The organism is Trueperella sp. (genome assembly GCF_043424875.1).
Lineage (GTDB): Bacteria > Actinomycetota > Actinomycetes > Actinomycetales > Actinomycetaceae > Trueperella.
In genome coordinates, this window is sequence record NZ_JBHWPL010000113.1 from 1 (window position 1) to 18,474 (window position 18,474).

Genomic DNA, 18,474 nt, shown 5'->3' on the forward strand with positions numbered 1-18,474 from the left:
CTGTACTCATCGAAACCGATAATTTGAGTGAGAGTCATCGTGGGGAAGGCGCCTTCGAGACCAAAAGAGTCTGCTTCGTATAGGGAAGGCACAAATGGATTGATCGTCACGGTAAGCGCACCCGGAATGTCCGGGTCAACGCCATTTACTACCTCGCACTCTATATTGATTCGATGATTCTCGAGTTCCGATCCAGACATGGAGCCCCGGATCGGCAGACGGCAATGCGGGCAAGGGAGATAAAAGCGAGTCCCGCTGGTTGGCTCGACTCCCAGACGAACTATGAAAACATTCTTACAGCCCGGGCACTCAAGATGGTAACGAGAGATCATTGACTCAGGTTAGCGGCATCGTAATGTTCTGCTGGACTAAGTACACCTGCGCACTGCCACATGCTGCACGTTAGCCAGCCGTGATCATTGCTGCACCGAGTGCTCTGCGCACCTGCTTACGATCAACGCCGAGCGTGCGGGCTATCGCGCGCATCGAGATGCCACCGCCGTGCAGCTTCACGGCCTCTGCGGCTTCCTCGGTAGTGAGGCCGTGCTGGCGGCGCACAACGTTGCTCCGGGTGAGATGCTTCGAGACAGTCGCGCGGTGCACACCATACTTTTGAGCTAGTTATACGTCGCTGAGACCGGCTAGGTAGTCACCGACGAGCGCGTCCATCTCAGCGGCGGTGAGAAAAGTTTGAGCCGTCTCGACAGTCCTCACGACGGGGCCACGCTCGTCCTTCGGAGCGGTATCCTGGGGACGTCGAGATACCTCGTAGACCCCGCGATTCAAGCGGTTGACAAGAGTTTTCGTCTTGGGGGCGGAGTTGCCGAACGTGCTACTCAGCCACCCCATCGCTAGAAATAGCACAAGCGGATCTGTTGATCCGCTTTTTTCTTGCCCGCCTCCCTGAGAAAGTTCTCATCTGCGGCGACTTTTTGCCCGTTCTATGTTGGAATAACTGCATGGATGAAACGACGGGACACACGGCCGAGAGTTCGCAGCGCACGATTGATACGAACGCTGAGGTGGCTGCATTTCTCGTCTCCCCGGACGCCGAATCCATCGTGGCGGGCGCAATCGAATCACTGGGCTGGACGCTCATCGACTATTCGACGGACAAGCCTTTCCTTCGCCCGGGCGCCGGCGTCTCGGTGGGATATTTCGTCAATGCCCGCGCTACGGATCGCGATTTTTCCACGTACCTGACGGCTTCGACGGAGAAGGTCGACACCTCCGACGCCGTCCTCACCTTTACCGATCCCTCGGGCGTGGTGGTCGATCCCATTCACGTCTGGCAATTCCCGCACGACCCGGCCCTGCCCGGGCTGCCCGAGGCCACCCACGCCGAGCATATGAGCGCCCAGCTCGGGATCCCCGACCTGAGCGCCGACGTCGTGGTCTACCGCCCCACCAGGCGCGCCGTCGTCGAATACACGAAAGACGGCCAGTCGGTGGCCTTCGGGAAAGTCCTCCACCCGAAAACCGGGCGCGAGCTCGTGCGCCGCACGAACGCCGTCGCTGAAGGAGACGCCCCGATACCAGCGATCATTTACTCCACCGAGTCCGGCGTGGTGGTCTCCGAAACGGCCCGCGGACACGCGTTTTCTAACGAGATTTCAATGCGACCCGACCAGGCGATCCCGAAGATCGCCGAGTTCGAACAGATCCTCGATGCGCTCGGGCCGGCGGTGGCGGCGCTCGACGAGCACAGCTCGTGGGCCAAGCGCGTTCGCCACTACGCGAAGACGGCGCGGGAGATCCTGCCCGCCTACGCCCCGGATATCGATCGCATCACGGAGATGGTCACGGAAATCATCGGCGAGGATTACGGCGGCCCGGACGTGGCCACGCACGGCGACTTCTTCGAGGCCAACATTTTGATCGACGACGCCGGTCAGCTCACCCTGATCGACCTCGATCACGTGGGCCCCGGCAAGCGCAACGACGACTGGGGATGCCTGCTCGCGCACGTGTCCGTTCTCCCGTTCCTCACCGAGGATCAGTGGGTGGAGGCCGACCCCTCCGAGCCCTACCGGGAGCGCCTCGAATACCTCAACCCCGGCGGGATGCGCTGCAGTTACTATCCGCGCTCCGAAGAGGTGTTGGAGGAGTGGTGCGCCTATCTCGAGGCGCGCACCAACCCCTACGACCTGTACGCACGGACGACGGCGGTGGCGCTGTCCATGGCGTCGAACTCCGATGTCAATCGCGCGCCGCGCGAGGCTGAGGCGCGCATCAGGCGCGTGTTGTGGTGGGAGGAGCGCACGAGGTCATGGTCGCCCAGCGCGCATAAGCAACCCGAGCGTGCCCCTCGCCGCGTCTAGCGTCGCTTAGTGGGAGACGAGCCGGTAGCCCATACCGCGCACGGTCTCTAGGCGCGCGTTGCCGATCTTTTGGCGCAGATAGCGCACGTAGACGTCCACCACGTTCGAGCCCGGGTCGAAGTCGTAGCCCCACACGTTGTCGAGCAACTGGGCGCGGGAGAGCACCTGATCGGGGTGGGTCATGAAGAACTCGAGCATCGCGAACTCGCGCGCGGAGAGTTCCTCGTCTTTGCCGGCCACGTTGACGCGGCGCGAGCGCAGGTCGAGCGTGAGGTCGCCTGCGGTGACCACCGTCGTGTCGCTCGAGCTCGAGGCACCCTGCTGGGCGTCGCGCAGGCGCAGGCGCACGCGAGCGAGAAGCTCTTCGAACCGGAAGGGCTTGGCCATGTAGTCGTCGGCTCCGGACTCAAGGCCGGAGACAGTATCTTCCACTGACGAGCGCGCCGTTAGGATAATCACCGGGATCGACACCCCTTGGCCGCGGGCCTGTTCGAGCACGGTGAACCCGTCGATGTCAGGGAGGCCGATATCGAGAATCGCCAGATCGTAGCCGTCGGTGAGCAGATGGTAGACGGCGTCGCGCCCGGTATCCACTACCGTCGTCTGATAGCCGGCGGCCTTGAGACCTTTTGCGATGAACCAGGAAATACCCTGCTCGTCTTCAATGACCAGAATGTTTGCCACGGCAATCCCTTCCTTTACACGTCCGAGTCTACGGGCGATTCGTTCTCCAGAGGAAGAACCACCGAGAATGTCGAGCCCTGACCCTCCACCGATGTCAGTGCCACGTCACCGCCGTGCGAGTGCGCAATTCCCGAGACGACGGACAGGCCAAGACCAGCGCCCGGGCGGGTGGTGTCCACGCGGCCGAAGCGCTCAAAGACGCGGGATTGATTCTCCGGCGCGATGCCCACGCCCTCGTCGGTGACCGACAGGTAGAGCTCCCTCTTTTCTTGCGTGGCGCCCTTGACCTCGGCAGACAGCGTGATCGGCGAACCCTCGTCAGAGAATTTCACGGCGTTGGCAGCGAGCTGGAGGATCGCCTGCAACAGCCGCTGGGAATCACCAACGACGACGACGGGCTCCACGGCTCCCAGTATCCATTCGCGATCGCCGAGCTGGCGTGCGTGCGAGTACGCATCCTGCATGAGGTCCGTGATGTCCACGGGTTCAGAGTTGAGGAAGTCCGGGCGCTCCGTCTTTGCCAAGAGCACGAGATCGTCGGTGAGGCGGCGCATACGGTCGAGCTCGCCCAGAGCGAGCTCACGGGTGGACTCGACGTCGCTCGGATCGTGCGGGTCCATGAGCTCGAGGTGACCCTGAACAATCGTGACTGGCGTGCGAAGCTCGTGGCCGGCGTCGTCGAGCAACTGGTACTGCGAGGAGAACGCCGCGCCCATGCGGTCGAGCATGGCGTTAAAGGAGCGCGAAACGTCGGCCAGGTCGTCGGTGGACTGCGTTTTGATGCGCTCGTCGAAGTTGTGCTCCGTGATGCGCATGGTGGCCTGGCGCAGGCGCTCGAGCGGTGCCATGACGCGGCCGGCCGCCCACCACGCGGCGAAGCTCGCCACGAGGATCGTGATGAGAGCGATGAGCAGGTAGGTCCAGATGAAGCTACGGATTGGCACGAGTTCTTCGCCGATATCGTGCACGAAGACGATCGCGCCCGCCTCCGTGTCGCCGACCGCCACGGGAATGCTCAGCACCCGGTAGTGGCCGACGTCGGAGCGAATATCGCTCCATTCGGTGAACTCGGAGGCGGTCAGTGGGGTGATCGATTCGATGAGCTGCGTATCTTGCTGGACTGGAATGCCGAGCTCGCCCTGGTGGAACGTCAGCTCCCCTCCCACGAATCCCAGCATGCCCTCGTTCTCGACGGGGATCTGCTGCTGCATGAACTGGACGATAAACTCCGAGGTATCCACCGGCTGGTCCGCATACAGGGTGTCTTCGCTTGCCACCCGTTCGGCGAAATTGCGCACCACCGTCTCCGAGTGAGACAGGTGCGAATCGACGGACTCGAGCGTGCCGCGGTACTGAATAACCGAGACCAAAATGCCGACCACCGCCATCGATACCGCGGTGATGAGCAAAATAATTGCGGTGATGCGCGAGCGGACCGTGCCCCAGTTCAGCGCCTTGCGCAGGCGCGCGCCCATGGTGGCTGGCTCGGAGGCGCTCGCGGTCTTCATCGTCTCAGTGTGCGGTGTGAAGATGAGAGGAAGATGAGTCGTCGTCTAGAGCTTTCCCAGCTTCCTCGGCGCGGGTGCGGGTGAGGTCCTCGGACACGGCCGAGGCGACCTCGCGGGATTCCTCCGAGGTCGGGCCGTCGCCGGCTGGCATGAGAATCGCGCGGTAGTAGCGCAGCTCGTCGATCGAATCGTAGATGTCCCCAAGGGCCGTGTGGTTGCCCGTCTTTTCGGGGGCCGCGAAGTAGGTGCGCGGATACCAGCGCTTGGCGAGCTCCTTGATCGAGGACACGTCGATGAGGCGATAGTGGAGGTGCGCGTCGAGGGCAGGCATGTCCCTAGCGATGAACGTGCGGTCGGTGCCCACCGAGTTGCCGCCGAGCGGAGCCTTGCGAGCCTCGGGAACAAAACGCTTGATGTACTCGAGAACCTGCGCCTCGGCGTCGCCGATCGACACCCCGTCATCCCACTGCTCAATCAGCCCCGTCGTCGTGTGCATGTCGCGGACGAACGGATCCATCTGCGCCACGGCTTCCGGCGTGGGTTTGATGACGATTCGCAGGCCTTCGTCCAGTGGCTGCAGTTCGGCGTCGGTGACGACGACGGCGATCTCGACGAGTGAATCAATATCCAGATCGAGGCCGGTCATTTCGCAGTCGATCCAGACGATGGGCGCGGTTTGGGCAGAAAATGTACTCACGGGCAAATCTTACATGACCTCTCATTCGATAAAGATGAGCGCCCCCAGCAGGACTCGAACCTGCGACACATGGCTTAGAAGGCCACTGCTCTATCCGCTGAGCTATGAGGGCGTGCAAGCAAATATTACCGGTCTGGTCCGGAAACGGGTTAATCACGGCCGGGTTCACTGAATTTGTGGTGGTTATGCGACACAATAGGGGCGTGAGTACTCCAGCTTTTTCCCGCGCACGCCTTTCTGGTCTCGTGTCCCGCACCCTTGAGGCGCTCAACAACGCCCATCTGCCGTTGGACATGCCCGGTTCACGGGAGCTCTCGCAATCACGCCAGCAGTTGATTACCCAGCTGGAGAGCCGGATCCTGCCGCATTTAGAGTCCACGGATCTGCCTGCCGTCATTGTGTTCGGCGGCTCGTCGGGGGCGGGGAAGTCTACGCTCGTGAACTCGCTGGTGCGCAAGGAGGTCTCGCCGGCGTCGGTGCTGCGCCCGACTACCCGCACGCCGATCATGATCATGCACCCCGCCGACTACCCGCGCATGATGGGCCATGCCCTCTCGCGCATGGGCAAGTACGAGCAGGTGGACTCGGCGATCGAGGGCGTGGTTCTCGTCGACGCTCCGGATCTGGATTCGGTGGACGATTCGAACCGTGCGCTCTCCTCGCGCCTGATCGATACGGCGGATCTGTGGGTTTTCGTCACGACGGCGTCCAGGTACGGCGACGCCGTGGCGTGGGATACGCTCCAGCAGGCCAACATGCGCGGGGTCACCTGCGCGGTAGTGCTGGATCGCGTGTCGGAAAGCGCGCTGACGACCGTGAGGAAGGATCTGGCCGACCGCATGGGTCAGATGGGCCTTTCCGAGAGCCCGCTGTTCATCATTCCCGACGCCGGCGCGCACTCTGGCCTGCTGCCCGAGCAGTACGTGCGCGAGTTGCGCGAGTGGCTGGAAATCGTGGCGAAGACGAAGGCGGGCAATTCGCTCGTCGATCGAACAACAAACGCCACGTTGCCGCAGTTGCGCACCGACTTGCTGTTCCTCGCAGATGCCGTGGAGGCGCAGGACAATGCGTTGACCGACCTGAAAGACAAGGCATACGAGGGCGCCCAGGAACCAGTGGACAAGCTGGTCACCAACATCGCCAACGGCCGGTTCGGGCAGGGCGCTCCCACCACCTCGTGGCTGTCTCTCGCCTCGACCGGCGGCCCGCTGGCCGGCATGGTTGCCGGGCGCAAACCGAGCCTGTTCGACCGTCGCTCCGCCACCCGCGACAGGGCGATGACCACGATCTTCGACACGATTCTGACCTCGGTGCGCGTGGCTCTCACCCAAGGCCTAACCACCGCACAGGCGAACGTCAACGAGGCCTGGCGCGCCGACGTCGTGAATACAGAACAGCTTCTTGAGGAAGCGAACGGCAAACTCGACATCGACGCGATCGTGGACCGGGCGCTCGCGATGTGGAAGAAGGACATTACGACAAAGCGGATGCCGGATAACCCGTGGTTGGGATCTTCTGGCACGGCCTCGCTCTTGGGTGTTGCTGCCGGCGGAATCGCCGGGGCGCGCAAAGTGACCGAGGGGCTCGACGTGAAGGATCTCGTGTTCGAGGTGCGCGAGGATCTAGCAACCCGAGTCCGCGACGCGTTGGACGAGCTCGTGGCCGTGTATACCGGCGTCGTGGATACAGTGGACGTCGGGGATGCCACCACCTTGCGCGTTCGCGCGAGTGAACTGCTCAATGGATAGGACGAAGATGGATTCGGAAACGCCGAACGAAGTCATTGGAAGGCTCCAAGCTCTGCAGCGTGCGGTTGCGGCGGGCGGGCGATTCTTTGACCCGTTCGTGGCCTCGCGCGCTCAGGACGATCTGCGCCGCGCGCAAGAACGCATGCGCGTGGGTATTGACACGACAGTGGCCGCGCTTGTGGGAGGCACCGGCTCGGGTAAGTCGACCATGTTCAATGCCATCACCGAGCTGAACTTTGCCGATCAGGGCGACATTCGGCCGACGACAGAGCGCGCCGCCGCCTGCACGTTCAACGTGGACGCCACCGAGCTGCTCAATTACCTCGAGGTGGACGCCGACAGGCGAATCGAGCACTCGTCCATCCTGACCGCCGGCAAAGACAACCTCGACGGGCTCGTGCTGCTGGATCTGCCCGATCACGATTCCGTGCAACTCGCGCACTCTGCGCAGGTAGATCGCCTGTTGCCGATGGTGGATCTGCTCGTGTGGATCGTGGATCCGCAAAAGTACGCCGACCAAGTGTTGCATCAAGACTTCTTGGCGGGATTGGCCGGGCGACAAGACGCGATGCTCGTAGTCATGAACCAGATCGACCGCGTGCCCGACGGCGAGCGCGAAACGATCATGGGGGATCTTCGCGCCCTGCTCGATCAAGATGGCCTCACGCGTGTGCCGATTCTTGCGGCCTCTGCCCTGACGGGCGAAAACGTGGATGAGATTCGGACGAAGCTGGCCGACGCCGTCGCTGGGCCGTCGATCAACGTACAGACGGCGGCCGCGGAGTTGGACGCTATTGCTCGCCGCTTGCGTGACAACCTGGGCGAGGGCGAGGCCGAGACGTCCGGGCCCGCCGTCGACGATATTAACGACCGCATCGTGCGCTCTTCGGGCATTCCGTCCGTCGTCGAATCTATTCGGGTGTCGGGGGAGTCCTACCAGGCGCCGGCGCTCGTCGTACCCGAGCAGCCCGCCAATACGATGGTTCACGCCATCCGCGATGCGTGGGTGGCGCACGTTCGCCAGGGACTGCCAGAGGTGTGGCAGGACGTGGTGACGTCCAAGGTGTCGCAGGCAGACCGGTTCAGGCGAGAGCTCGGGAACACCATCCGATCCACGCAACTGCCATCGATCTCGCGCATGCCGGCCATCGTGGGGATCGTGCTGTTCGTGGTGCTCGCGATTGCGGGCGTGGGCATCGCCGTGTTTGCGCCGTGGGATCTTCCTGTTCGGGTTGCGGTCGGTGTGGTGGCTGTGGTGCTCGGCTCCCTTGCGGCGTGGCTCGGCCGACGAGCCGTCCGCGCCAACGCCCATTCGGCCGCGGACAGGTATGACGAGACAATCCGCGCCGCCGTCGCCGACGTCACCGACGAGCATCTGGTGAGCGGGCCGCGCGACGTTCTCGAGCAGCATCGCATCACCCGAACCGAGCTGAACTCGGACGTCTTCCACCCGTAGGCGCGGCGCCGGCCCGATGCGCTAGAACTGGGGCGCTAGAACCCGTTTGGTACGCCGCTTGGGTGTTGTGGTGGTGGTTTTGGTGGGCGGCGTACTAGATGGGTTCGTGACCCCCTCGTTTGGTACGCCCTTCTCCGCTTGGTACGCCGCCTAGGCTGAAACAACCCGTTTGGTGCTCCGCCTGGGGCGCCAGAAGTCGTGTGGTACGCCGCTTGAGTGTTGTGGTGGCGGTTGTTGCTGGGCGGCGTACTAGATGGGTTCGTGACCCCCTCGTTTGGTACGCCCTTCTCCGTTTGGTGCGCCGCCTGGGGTGAAACAACCCGTTTGGTGCTCCGCCTGGGGCGCCAGAAGTCGTTTGGTACGCCGCTTGAGTGTTGTGGTGGCGGTTGTTGCTGGGCGGCGTACTAGATGGGTTCGTGACCCCCTCGTTTGGTACGCCCTTCTCCGTTTGGTACGCCGCCTGGGGTGAAACAACCCGTTTGGTACGCCGCCTAGCTTGTTGCGACGGCGGTTTATTGGGTGCGGGGGGCGACGCCGGGTGGGGAGTTGCCGGGAGATGGAACGACGCCGGAGGGGCGAGTCGTCGTGGGCTGAAGAGAGCTGCTAGACGGTGCCCGAAAGTTTCTCCACAGGCGCCGAAACGCGCCAACGATTCACATTTGGGCACTTGGCCAACGCACGATTTTCGTCAGGTTGGCAAAGTCGGATGTACATCAATCGACTAAGGAGACCTGATGAACGATACGCATGTAACAATCCGAGGCTGGATCGGCGGAGAGCCGAAACTGTTCGACAACCGGAGCGCGGGCGAGAACCCGAACCGAGCGACCACCATCTTCCGCGTGGGTGTGACCCCGAGGTATTTCAACCGCTTCGAAAACCAATACACCGACGGGGCAACCACCTGGTATTCGGTGCGGTGCTACGGCGCGCTCGCCAAGAATGCGGCCATGAGCCTGAGCAAGGGCATGCCCGTCATGGTGCGCGGGCGCCTCACAACCCGCTTGTGGATGGACAAGAGCGGAAACCAAAACAGCGAGCTTGCGATCATTGCCGATTCGGTGGGCGTTGAGTTGTCCAACGGGATCGTTGATTACACGAAGCGCTCGGACAGGGTGTTGAAGCCTCAGCCCGGTGAGCCGGGGTGGACCGACGTGAGTGAAAGAACCGAGCCCGAGCAGGGTTGGACTGGCACGGGCGACTCGCGAGCTGGCACGGGCGACTCGCGAGCTGGCACGAGCGGCTCGCGAGCTGACACGGGCGTGCCGGGAGCGGACGGCGTCGTTGACCAAAATGGCGGCGTTGGCGAGAACGGCGGTGTTGACGTGAGCGGGGTTGTTGATGCGGACGGCGTCGTTCCCGACGACGTCGACCTGGCGGACCTTGAAGCGCTGGACGACGAGCTGGACGATACGTTGGATGACGCGCTGGAGGATGCGGACTACGGCGAGGACGACCACGAGCTCGTGGACGCGTAACGCGCTGCCGAGCGGGCGTTGCGCCTAGGTGAGACCAACCGCCTAGGCGCACGCCTTTGCGCAATCCGGGGGATAAATTAGGCTGGGGTGTGGTTGCAATCGCGAACAACAAGCAATTGGAGAACAGTGGCTGAGTTTATTTACCAGATGATCAACACCCGCAAGACGGTGGGTGACAAGGTCATTCTCGATGACGTGACGATGGCGTTCTACCCCGGCGCGAAAATCGGTATGGTCGGCCCGAATGGTGCCGGTAAGTCAACGATTTTGAAGATCATGGCCGGCCTCGATAAGCCGTCCAATGGTGAAGCGCGTCTGTCGCCCGGATACACGGTTGGCATCCTGCTGCAGGAGCCGCCACTCACCGAAGATAAGACCGTCATTGAAAACGTCCGCGAGGGAGTCGCTGACATCCTCGCCAAGGTCGAGCGCTTCAACGCCATCGGCATGGAGATGGCTGATCCGGATGCCGACTTCGACGCCCTGATGGAAGAAATGGGCAAGCTTCAGACGGAGATCGACGCCGCAAATGCGTGGGACATCGACGCCCAGCTCCAGCAGGCGATGGACGCGCTTCGGTGCCCGCCGCCAGACACCCCGGTCAATGTTCTTTCCGGTGGTGAGCGCCGCCGCGTCGCGCTGTGTAAGCTCCTGCTCGAAGCGCCGGATCTCCTGCTCCTCGACGAGCCCACCAACCACTTGGACGCCGAATCCGTGCTGTGGCTCGAGCAGCACCTCCAGCACTACCAAGGCGCAGTCATCGCGATTACCCACGATCGTTACTTCCTCGACCACGTGGCCGAGTGGATCGCCGAAGTCGACCGCGGCAAGCTCTACCCGTACGAGGGCAACTACTCGACCTACCTCGAGACGAAGGCTGAGCGCCTGAAGATTCAGGGCCAGAAGGACGCCAAGCTGCAAAAGCGCCTGAAGGACGAGCTCGCCTGGGTGCGCTCGTCCGCGAAGGGCCGTCAGGCGAAGTCGAAGGCGCGTCTACAGCGCTACGAAGAGATGGCTCGCGAAGCGGAGTCGATGCGCAAGCTCGATTTCGAAGAGATTCAGATTCCGCCGGGCCCGCGTCTGGGCAACGTCGTGATCAAGGCGAACGACATCAAGAAGGGCTTCGGCGAGCGTGTGCTCATCGACAACCTCTCGTTCAACCTGCCCCCGAACGGCATCGTTGGCATCATTGGCCCGAACGGCGTCGGAAAGACGACGCTCTTCAAGACGATCGTTGGGCTCGAGCCGCTCGACGACGGCGAACTCAAGATTGGCGAGACCGTTGAGCTTTCGTACGTCGACCAGACGCGTGCGGGCATCGATCCGGACAAGACCCTGTGGGAAGTCGTCTCGGACGGCCTCGACTACATTCAGGTGGGCAAGGTCGAAATGCCCTCGCGCGCGTACGTCTCCGCATTCGGATTTAAGGGCGCTGACCAGCAGAAGAAGGCTGGCATCCTCTCCGGCGGCGAGCGCAACAGGCTGAACCTCGCGCTCACGCTCAAGCAGGGCGGAAACGTGATCCTCCTCGACGAGCCGACCAACGATCTGGACGTCGAAACCCTAGGATCGCTCGAAAACGCTCTGCTCGAGTTCCCGGGCTGCGCCGTGGTCATCACCCACGACCGCTGGTTCCTCGATCGCGTTGCCACCCACATCTTGGCGTGGGAGGGCACGGAAGAAGATCCGGCCAGCTGGTACTGGTTCGAAGGAAACTTCGAGGCATACGAGAAGAACAAGGTCGAGCGCCTTGGCGAGGAAGCTGCCCGCCCAAGCGCGATGACCTACCGAAAGTTCAAGCGCGACTAATTGCTAAGCCCGCGTGCGGACCATGCCCTCTTGGGACATGGTCGCCACGTGGCGCCCGTCTTGGAAGAATCGCGCGAGCGAGAGTCCTCGGCCGCCCTGCGCGCTCGGGCTCGTGAGCTCGGCGAGCACCCACTCGGACATGTCGATGTCCCGGTGCCACCAGATCGCGTGGTCGAGCGTGGCCAGCGAGAGCTGCGGGCTTGTCCAGAACATGCCGTGCTTGCGCATGACCGGCTCGAGCATGAACTGATCCGAGCTGTAGGCGAGGATGGCGCGGTGAAGGAGCTGGGTGGCGTCGTCGGGCATCCGATTGCGCAGCCGGAACCAAATGAGGACGGGATCGTCGCTGACGGGCGCCGGTTTCATCCAGATCCCGCCGCCCACGTGCCGCATGTCGATCGCGTTCGTTGAGCTCATCGCCTTCGCCGCGGGGTGATCAATGCTTGCGAACAGAGCCGCTGATGAATCCAGCGTCTCGGGATCCGGGGCATCGGGCATCGGCGTCTCGTGCTCGACTCCTGGCTGAATCTCCTGGAAGGACGCGCGAGCTGACAGAATCGTTTTGCCGTTTTGAGATGCGTGGACGCGGCGAGTTGAGAACGACCTGCCATCGAGCACTTCTTCCACGTCAAATTGCGTGGGCACGTCGAGAGCTCCCGGCCGCAAGAACGCGGCGGTAATCGAGTGGATCTCGCGCCCGGCAAACTCATCGGCAACCGTGGCCCGAGCCGCGACCACCGTCTGGGCGAACACCTGGCCGCCGTATACCCGCCCGGAAATCTGATACAGGTTCGACCCCTGATACGAATTTTCCTCCCGCTCTTTCATCCTCAGCGTTCGCAGAACGGAGGACAGCGGCTCGTTGTGGGTGTCGGGCACCGGTAAATACGTCATGTCTCAATGCTTTCACGATTTGTCCATACCTCGTGCTGTCATCTTAGCCATTGTGAGCTCGGAGAATCGTTGCAAGACGGTGCAATGAGTTTCACAAGAAAGTCGGTGTCTGGCACACTTAGGGCAGATGGTTTTCGAAGGAGATGCAATGACGCATGGCGAGGTAAGCCGGCACCTCATCAGGGCTCTAGCCGATAGTTACGGCGTAGCGACGGACTTTTGGGATTTCGACGGCAACTATAACGAGGTCTCCAACGCGACCCTCATAGCAGTGCTCAGGGCTATGGGCGTCGACGCATCGACGGATGAAACAATCAATCACGAGTTGCAAATGCGCAGCGAGCGCGAGTGGCGCACTGTCCTGCCCTCGTGCACGGTTGCACGCAACGACCGCGAGACGCCCTTCCAGGTCCACATTCCGCACGGAGCAACCGTTCAGGTGGAGGTTGTGACCGACGACGGCGGTACGTTCGGCGCGCGTCAAATCGAGGACTTTACTGAGCCGCGAGTAGTTGATGGTGCTCTTTTGGGTCAGGCGTCGTTCACCGTGCCCGAGGGGATGCCGCTCGGCTACCACAAGCTCCGTGCCCGAGTGGAGCACGAGGGCGCGACGACGGAAGCTGACGCGACGCTCATCGTCACTCCAACCAGACTCGATGTCGAAGATCAGCTGGCTGGCCGCGCGTGGGGCATGATGGCGCAGCTGTACTCCACCCGCTCACGCGAATCGTGGGGGATTGGCGATACCGCTGATCTTGCCGAGATGGGCTCACTCTTTGGCGAGATGGGCGCGGACTTCCTCCTCGTCAACCCGCTCCATGCGGCCGAGCCGATCGAGCCGATCTCGCCCTCGCCCTACCTGCCTGTCACCCGCCGATTCTTTAACCCGATGTATATCCGGCCCGAGGACATCCGCGAGGTCGCCTACATGTCCGGTCCGCAGCGCTCGCTGGTCACGTGGGCGAGCGAGAACGTCAAGAAGATGTCGCTCGAGAACCACCCGATTGACCGCGATTCGGCGTGGAAGGCCAAGCGTGAGGCACTAGAGGTCATTTATGCCGCGGGCCGTTCCCAGCTCCGCCAGCGCGATTTCGAACGCTTCCGCGAGATCGAAGGCGAGGGCCTCGAGGACTTCGCGCTGTGGTGTGCGCTTGTTGAAAAGTATGGCATCGAATTGCCGCCACAGCTGTTGAACGTGGCCTCGCCGTACGTCGCGCGTGAACGCCGCCAGCTCCAAGAACGGGTCGACTTCTGGGCGTGGCTGCAGTGGGTCATGGATGACCAGCTGCGCAAGGCGCAAGACGAGTCGCGGCGCGCGGGCATGCGCATCGGAATTTCGCATGACCTCGCCGTGGGCGTCCACCCGCGCGGGGCAGATGTGTGGATGATCCCCGACGCCTTCGCGAAGGGCATCGGCGTGGGCGCTCCGCCCGACATGTACAACCAGCAGGGTCAGAACTGGAGCCAGCCGCCGTGGCGCCCGGACACCCTCGAAGAGATGGACTACGCGCCGCTGCGCGATATGGCGCGCACGGTCATGCGCCACGCTGGCCTCTTGCGCGTCGACCACATCATGGGTCTGTTCCGCCTCTGGTGGATCCCGCAAGGCATGTCACCTACGCAGGGCACGTACGTCCGCTTTAACCACGAAGCCATGGTGGGCGTTCTGCTCCTCGAAGCGCACCTTGCCGGCGTGATCGTGGTCGGCGAAGACCTCGGCACGGTCGAGCCGTGGGTGCGCGAGTACCTGAGCGAGCGCGGAATCTTTGGCACGTCGGTGTTCTGGTTTGAAAAGGACGACGCCGGTTGGCCGATTCACCCCGAACAGTTCCGGTCCGATGCGATGGTGTCCGTTGATACCCACGACCTTCCGCCCGCGGCCGGGTATCTCGCCGGCGAGCACGTCGATCTTCGTGAAAGCCTCGGCCTGCTGGTCAAGCCGGTTGAGGAGATGCACGAGGAAGCGCGCGAAGAGCGCGAGCGCGTCATGTACCGCCTGCGCGAGCATGGCTTGGTGGGGGAGAACCCATCCGAGCGCGAGATCGTGGAGGCGCTGCACCAGTTCGTCGCGCACACTCCGGCACCGATGATTCAGGTCTCGCTGGTCAACGCCGTGGGCGAGCGACGCGCGCAGAACCAGCCGGGCACGGATCAGGAGTATCCGAACTGGCGGATTCCTCTTGCCGATGGCACCGAACAGGTGGTTCTCGTGGAAGATTTGGCGAAGAATCCCCGCCTCGTCTCGCTTGTGAATGCCCTGAACGATGAAATCGAGGCCACCCGAGACTAAGCTTGGAGAACCTCCTGGCATTCTCGGAAGGCAATGATGGATATCGAGGCTCTCCTGACCGCCCTTGGCGGTATGGAGAATATTCGCACGATTGAGGGCGCGCTCACCCGCGTTCGAGTCGGCGTATCCGAACGTGGCCTCATTGACGAACAGGCAATCCGCGACCTCGGAGCCTTCGGAGTCGTCATTCAAAAAGACGCCGTCCAACTCATCTTGGGCCCAGACGCCGAGGACATTGCCGCCGAGCTCGGCCAGCACGTGCCAGGTAACGTCCAGCTCTAGCTCTCAGAGCCGGTGCTCGTAGATTCCTATCGCCTGCATGAGGGCAAACATCGTCACCGGCCCAACAAACGTGAACCCGCGCTCTTTAAGCGCCTTGGCTAACGCTTTCGATTCCGCTGACTGACTCGCCTCCGGGCCCTCGCCAATCGGATCGTCTGGCGCGTACGACCAGACGAGATCCGCCAGGCTCACACCTGACTTTTCGAGGCCGACTGTCGCCTTCGCATTAGCTATCGCCGCCCGGATCTTCCGCTCGTTACGGATGATCGCGGGGTTGTCGAGGAGCCGGGCGACGTCCTCGTCGGTATAGGCGGCGACGGCCGCGGGGTCGAAGTTGTCGAAGGCCTCGCGAAAGGCGGGGCGCTTCTTCAGAACTGTCTCCCACGAGAGGCCGGACTGGAAGCTTTCGAGGACGATGCGCTCGTAAATGCCGCGGGTGTCGGAGACGACGAAACCCCACTCCTCGTCGTAGTAGTCGCGTAGCAGGTCGGATGAGTTTGCCCAATCGGGCCGCTTGATGTCGTTCATGTGGTCATCCTAGGGAATCTCGCGTGATCACAGCCGCGCACAAAGCACGGGATGGGGAAAGCGTGTGCATTCCCCATCCCGTGGATAACTATCGCGGTTCAGCGAGAGCAGCCTTGCGACCTCTAAGCCCGGTGACCTCTTAGCCCCGTGACCTCTTAGCCCTGCGAGTCTAGCCGCAGCCGCTGACATCCGCTTAGTTCTGAGCGTCGCGCTCCTGAGCCTTCGCAGCGCGCTCGGCGCGCGAGAGTCCCTCCGACACCATGCGGCGAAGGGCGGGCGCGGCGTCGCCGTTGTCGTCGAGCCACTGCTGGGTGCGCTCAACGAGGTCGACGCCCACGTCCAGCCCGACCAGCGGGATCGGGAAGGCGTAGATCGAGAAGTTCTGCGAGAACTGAAGCGTCCGGTTCTCCCACTGGTTGAGGAGTTCGCCGAAGTAGCGATCCACGTAGGGCACGAGGAGCTCGGGCTTGCCCTCGGTGAATCCGAGCGCGAGCGAACGCTGCACGGTATTGGAGATCTTGCCTCCCGTGATGTCCTCCCACGCGCGCTCCTTGGCACCCGCATCCGAGATCGACGCGCGAGCACGTGCCGCGCCGGCGGCGCCCGAGGCGGTGTTATCGCGCTCGGTGAGCTCTGTGTTGAGGGCGTCTTCATCCACGCGGCCGGCAGCTGCAAGGCGACGCAGCACGACCCAGCGGAAGTTCGCGTCTACCTCAAGCCCGTCAGGAACATCCGCGCCCTCGAGCCATCCGGCCACAAGATCGAGCTGCGGCTCGCGGGCGAGTCCCACAGCCGCCATCGCGATCTGAAGCTGACGATCCGAACCGGGCTCGGCGCCGTCGAGGATCTCGAACAGGGCCGCGGCCACCTCGTCTTTCAGTGCCTCGCGAGTCGCAGGCGCCGAGTAGAGATTCGTTGCGAGCTCGAGCTGGGATAGCAGGTACCGCAACACGGTGCCGTGATCCTCGGTCTCAAGCGCGGACAGCGCAAGGCGCACGTAATCCGTGGCCGAAAGTTCGGCGTCGCGGCACATGTCCCACAGGTTGGCGAGGACGAGCGCGCGCGGCAGGCGGTCGGTGAACGCGTTGATATTCTCGCTCGCTGCGGCGGCCGATTCCGGATCGAGTCGGACCTTCGCGTACGCGAGGTCGCCATCGTTGAGGAGGATCAGCTCCGGGCGAGCGACGCCGTCAAGCGCGCCAATCGCCGTTTCTTCGCCGTCGATATCGACTTCCTCGTAGAAGACGCGCTCGAAGGAGCCGTCAACCATCGAGTATCCGCCAATACCCAGCCGGTGGGGGCGCAGGGACGCATGCTCATCGCAAGACTGGTGAACAACGAAGTCGCGGATCGCGCCGTCGTGGTCCTTGAACTGCGGGCGAAGCGTATTGATGCCCGCCTCCTCGAGCCAGAGCTTGGACCACGCCTTGAGGTCGCGGCCGGAGGCTGCTTCGAGCTCGACGAGGAGGTCGTTGAGCGTCGCGTTGCCCCACGCCTTCTTCTTAAGGTAGGCCGAGACGCCGCTCATGAACTCGTTGTAACCGACGTAGGCGACGAGCTGCTGGAAGACCGCAGCGCCCTTGCCGTACGTGATGCCATCGAAGTTGACCATGACGGCCTCGAGGTCGACGATGTCGGCTGCGATCGGATGGGTCGACGGGAGCTGATCCTGCATCTGCGCCCACACCTTTTCCGAGGCGTTGAACGTGACCCACGCGTCCGTCCAGCGGGTAGCCTTCGCGGTGGCCACATGGCTCATGAACTCGGCAAACGACTCGTTGAGCCACAGGTCATCCCACCACTTCATCGTCACGAGGTCGCCGAACCACATGTGGGCGAGCTCGTGAAGCACGGTGATCGCGCGGCGCTCAACGAGCGCCTCGGTGGGGCGGGAGCGGAAGACGTAGTCGTCGAGGATCGTCACGCAGCCCGGGTGCTCCATCGCGCCGGCGTTGAATTCGGGTACGAAGATCTGATCGTACTTGCGGAACGGGTAGGGCACGTCGAACTCTGTTTCGAAGACCTTCATTCCGGCGATGGTGATGTCGATGATCTCCTGGCCGTCGAGGTACTCCTCGAGCGATGCGCGCGCGTAGACGCCCATCGGGATCTCGCGGCCGTCGGTGGAGGTGTAGGTTCCCGTGACCCCGCGGTACGGCCCAGCGACAATGCAGGTCAGGTATGAGGAAATCGGCTCGGTCGGGGTGAACTCCCAGCGTGCGACGCCCTCGCGAAGCGGGGTCGGCTCCGGGGTTGGGGAGACCGAGAAGACGTTCCACTCTTCTGGCGCGTCGACGACGAAGGTGAACTCAGCCTTGAGGTCCGGCTGCTCGAACACGGCGTACACGCGGCGCGCATCGGGCACCTCGAATTGGGAGTACAGGTAGACCTCGCCATCGGCCGGATCCACCGCGCGGTGCAGGCCTTCGCCGGTATGCGAGAACGGGCACGTGGCGTCGATATACAGTTCGTTGTCCGCCTGTAGGTTCGGCAGCGCAATGCGTGAATCTGCAAAGGAATCCGCGGGCAGCTCCTCGCCGTTGAGAACGATCTTTTCCACGGAATCGGCGATGAGGTCGATGAACGTGCGCGAACCCGGCTCGGCGGTGAACGTGACGGTGGTCTGCGAGCGGAACGTCTTTGAGTCGGTCAGATCGAGCTCGACTCGATAATCCTTCGTAGCGATGAGATTCGCGCGCTCGGCAGCTTCGGCGCGCGTCAGGTTTTGTCCTGGCATGGTGTCCTTTCCTGGGTCCTCACGGGTCTTCACGGAACCCTG

At 62.9% G+C, this 18,474-nt stretch carries 14 protein-coding genes and 1 tRNA gene; 7 read left to right on the plus strand and 8 right to left on the minus strand.

Annotated features, from left to right (window positions below; genetic code table 11):
* Window positions 1-402 precede the first annotated feature (402 nt).
* Window positions 403-558 (minus strand): hypothetical protein, encoded by a 156-nt coding sequence (locus ACHFFR_RS08985; RefSeq protein ID WP_394263928.1) that lies wholly within the window; start codon window positions 556-558, stop codon window positions 403-405.
* Window positions 559-959: 401 nt separating this feature from the next.
* On the opposite strand from ACHFFR_RS08985, the gene ACHFFR_RS08990 reads away from it, so the two are divergent.
* Complete coding sequence (locus ACHFFR_RS08990; RefSeq protein ID WP_394263929.1) at window positions 960-2,321, plus strand: phosphotransferase family protein; 1,362 nt, start codon at window positions 960-962, stop codon at window positions 2,319-2,321.
* A 6-nt stretch (window positions 2,322-2,327) separates the two neighbouring features.
* Here the strand turns inward: ACHFFR_RS08990 and ACHFFR_RS08995 are convergent, their stop codons facing one another.
* From ACHFFR_RS08995 to ACHFFR_RS09010, 4 genes are all read right to left on the minus strand, one after another.
* Window positions 2,328-3,005: a response regulator transcription factor gene (locus tag ACHFFR_RS08995; RefSeq protein WP_394263930.1), complete on the minus strand. Its 678-nt coding sequence runs from the start codon at window positions 3,003-3,005 to the stop codon at window positions 2,328-2,330.
* 14 nt (window positions 3,006-3,019) lie between these two features.
* On the minus strand, window positions 3,020-4,513 hold the full coding sequence (locus ACHFFR_RS09000; protein WP_394263931.1) for a sensor histidine kinase: 1,494 nt from the start codon (window positions 4,511-4,513) through the stop codon (window positions 3,020-3,022).
* A gap of 4 nt (window positions 4,514-4,517) precedes the next feature.
* Window positions 4,518-5,210, minus strand: a complete 693-nt coding sequence (orn, locus tag ACHFFR_RS09005; RefSeq protein ID WP_394263932.1) for an oligoribonuclease — start codon at window positions 5,208-5,210, stop codon at window positions 4,518-4,520.
* Between the two features lie 39 nt (window positions 5,211-5,249).
* Window positions 5,250-5,322, minus strand: a tRNA-Arg gene (locus ACHFFR_RS09010).
* 91 nt (window positions 5,323-5,413) lie between these two features.
* Here ACHFFR_RS09010 and ACHFFR_RS09015 point away from each other — a divergent pair.
* From ACHFFR_RS09015 to ettA, 4 genes are all read left to right on the plus strand, one after another.
* Complete coding sequence (locus tag ACHFFR_RS09015) at window positions 5,414-6,958, plus strand: dynamin family protein (RefSeq protein WP_394263933.1); 1,545 nt, start codon at window positions 5,414-5,416, stop codon at window positions 6,956-6,958.
* Window positions 6,951-8,414 carry a GTP-binding protein gene (locus ACHFFR_RS09020; protein WP_394263934.1) on the plus strand — a complete coding sequence of 488 codons (1,464 nt, stop codon included), beginning with the start codon at window positions 6,951-6,953 and terminating at the stop codon, window positions 8,412-8,414. Before ACHFFR_RS09015 ends, ACHFFR_RS09020 begins: the two co-directional genes overlap by 8 nt.
* A 734-nt stretch (window positions 8,415-9,148) precedes the next feature.
* Window positions 9,149-9,892 (plus strand): single-stranded DNA-binding protein, encoded by a 744-nt coding sequence (locus ACHFFR_RS09025; RefSeq protein WP_394263935.1) that lies wholly within the window; start codon window positions 9,149-9,151, stop codon window positions 9,890-9,892.
* Window positions 9,893-10,018: 126 nt separating this feature from the next.
* Window positions 10,019-11,701 (plus strand): energy-dependent translational throttle protein EttA, encoded by a 1,683-nt coding sequence (ettA, locus tag ACHFFR_RS09030; protein WP_394263936.1) that lies wholly within the window; start codon window positions 10,019-10,021, stop codon window positions 11,699-11,701.
* A gap of 3 nt (window positions 11,702-11,704) precedes the next feature.
* Here the strand turns inward: ettA and ACHFFR_RS09035 are convergent, their stop codons facing one another.
* Entirely contained in the window at window positions 11,705-12,595 is an 891-nt protein-coding gene (locus ACHFFR_RS09035; protein ID WP_394263937.1) for an acyl-CoA thioesterase, read from the minus strand.
* Between the two features lie 148 nt (window positions 12,596-12,743).
* On the opposite strand from ACHFFR_RS09035, the gene malQ reads away from it, so the two are divergent.
* Both malQ and ACHFFR_RS09045 read left to right on the plus strand, forming a co-directional pair.
* Entirely contained in the window at window positions 12,744-14,885 is a 2,142-nt protein-coding gene (gene malQ / locus ACHFFR_RS09040; protein WP_394263938.1) for a 4-alpha-glucanotransferase, read from the plus strand.
* 36 nt (window positions 14,886-14,921) lie between these two features.
* Window positions 14,922-15,167, plus strand: a complete 246-nt coding sequence (locus ACHFFR_RS09045; RefSeq protein WP_394263939.1) for a PTS sugar transporter subunit IIB — start codon at window positions 14,922-14,924, stop codon at window positions 15,165-15,167.
* Between the two features lie 3 nt (window positions 15,168-15,170).
* Here ACHFFR_RS09045 and ACHFFR_RS09050 read toward each other — a convergent pair whose 3' ends face one another.
* Window positions 15,171-15,695, minus strand: a complete 525-nt coding sequence (locus tag ACHFFR_RS09050) for a DNA-3-methyladenine glycosylase I (protein ID WP_394263940.1) — start codon at window positions 15,693-15,695, stop codon at window positions 15,171-15,173.
* A gap of 193 nt (window positions 15,696-15,888) precedes the next feature.
* Complete coding sequence (gene pepN / locus ACHFFR_RS09055; RefSeq protein ID WP_394263941.1) at window positions 15,889-18,432, minus strand: aminopeptidase N; 2,544 nt, start codon at window positions 18,430-18,432, stop codon at window positions 15,889-15,891.
* Between the last annotated feature and the right edge of the window lie 42 nt (window positions 18,433-18,474).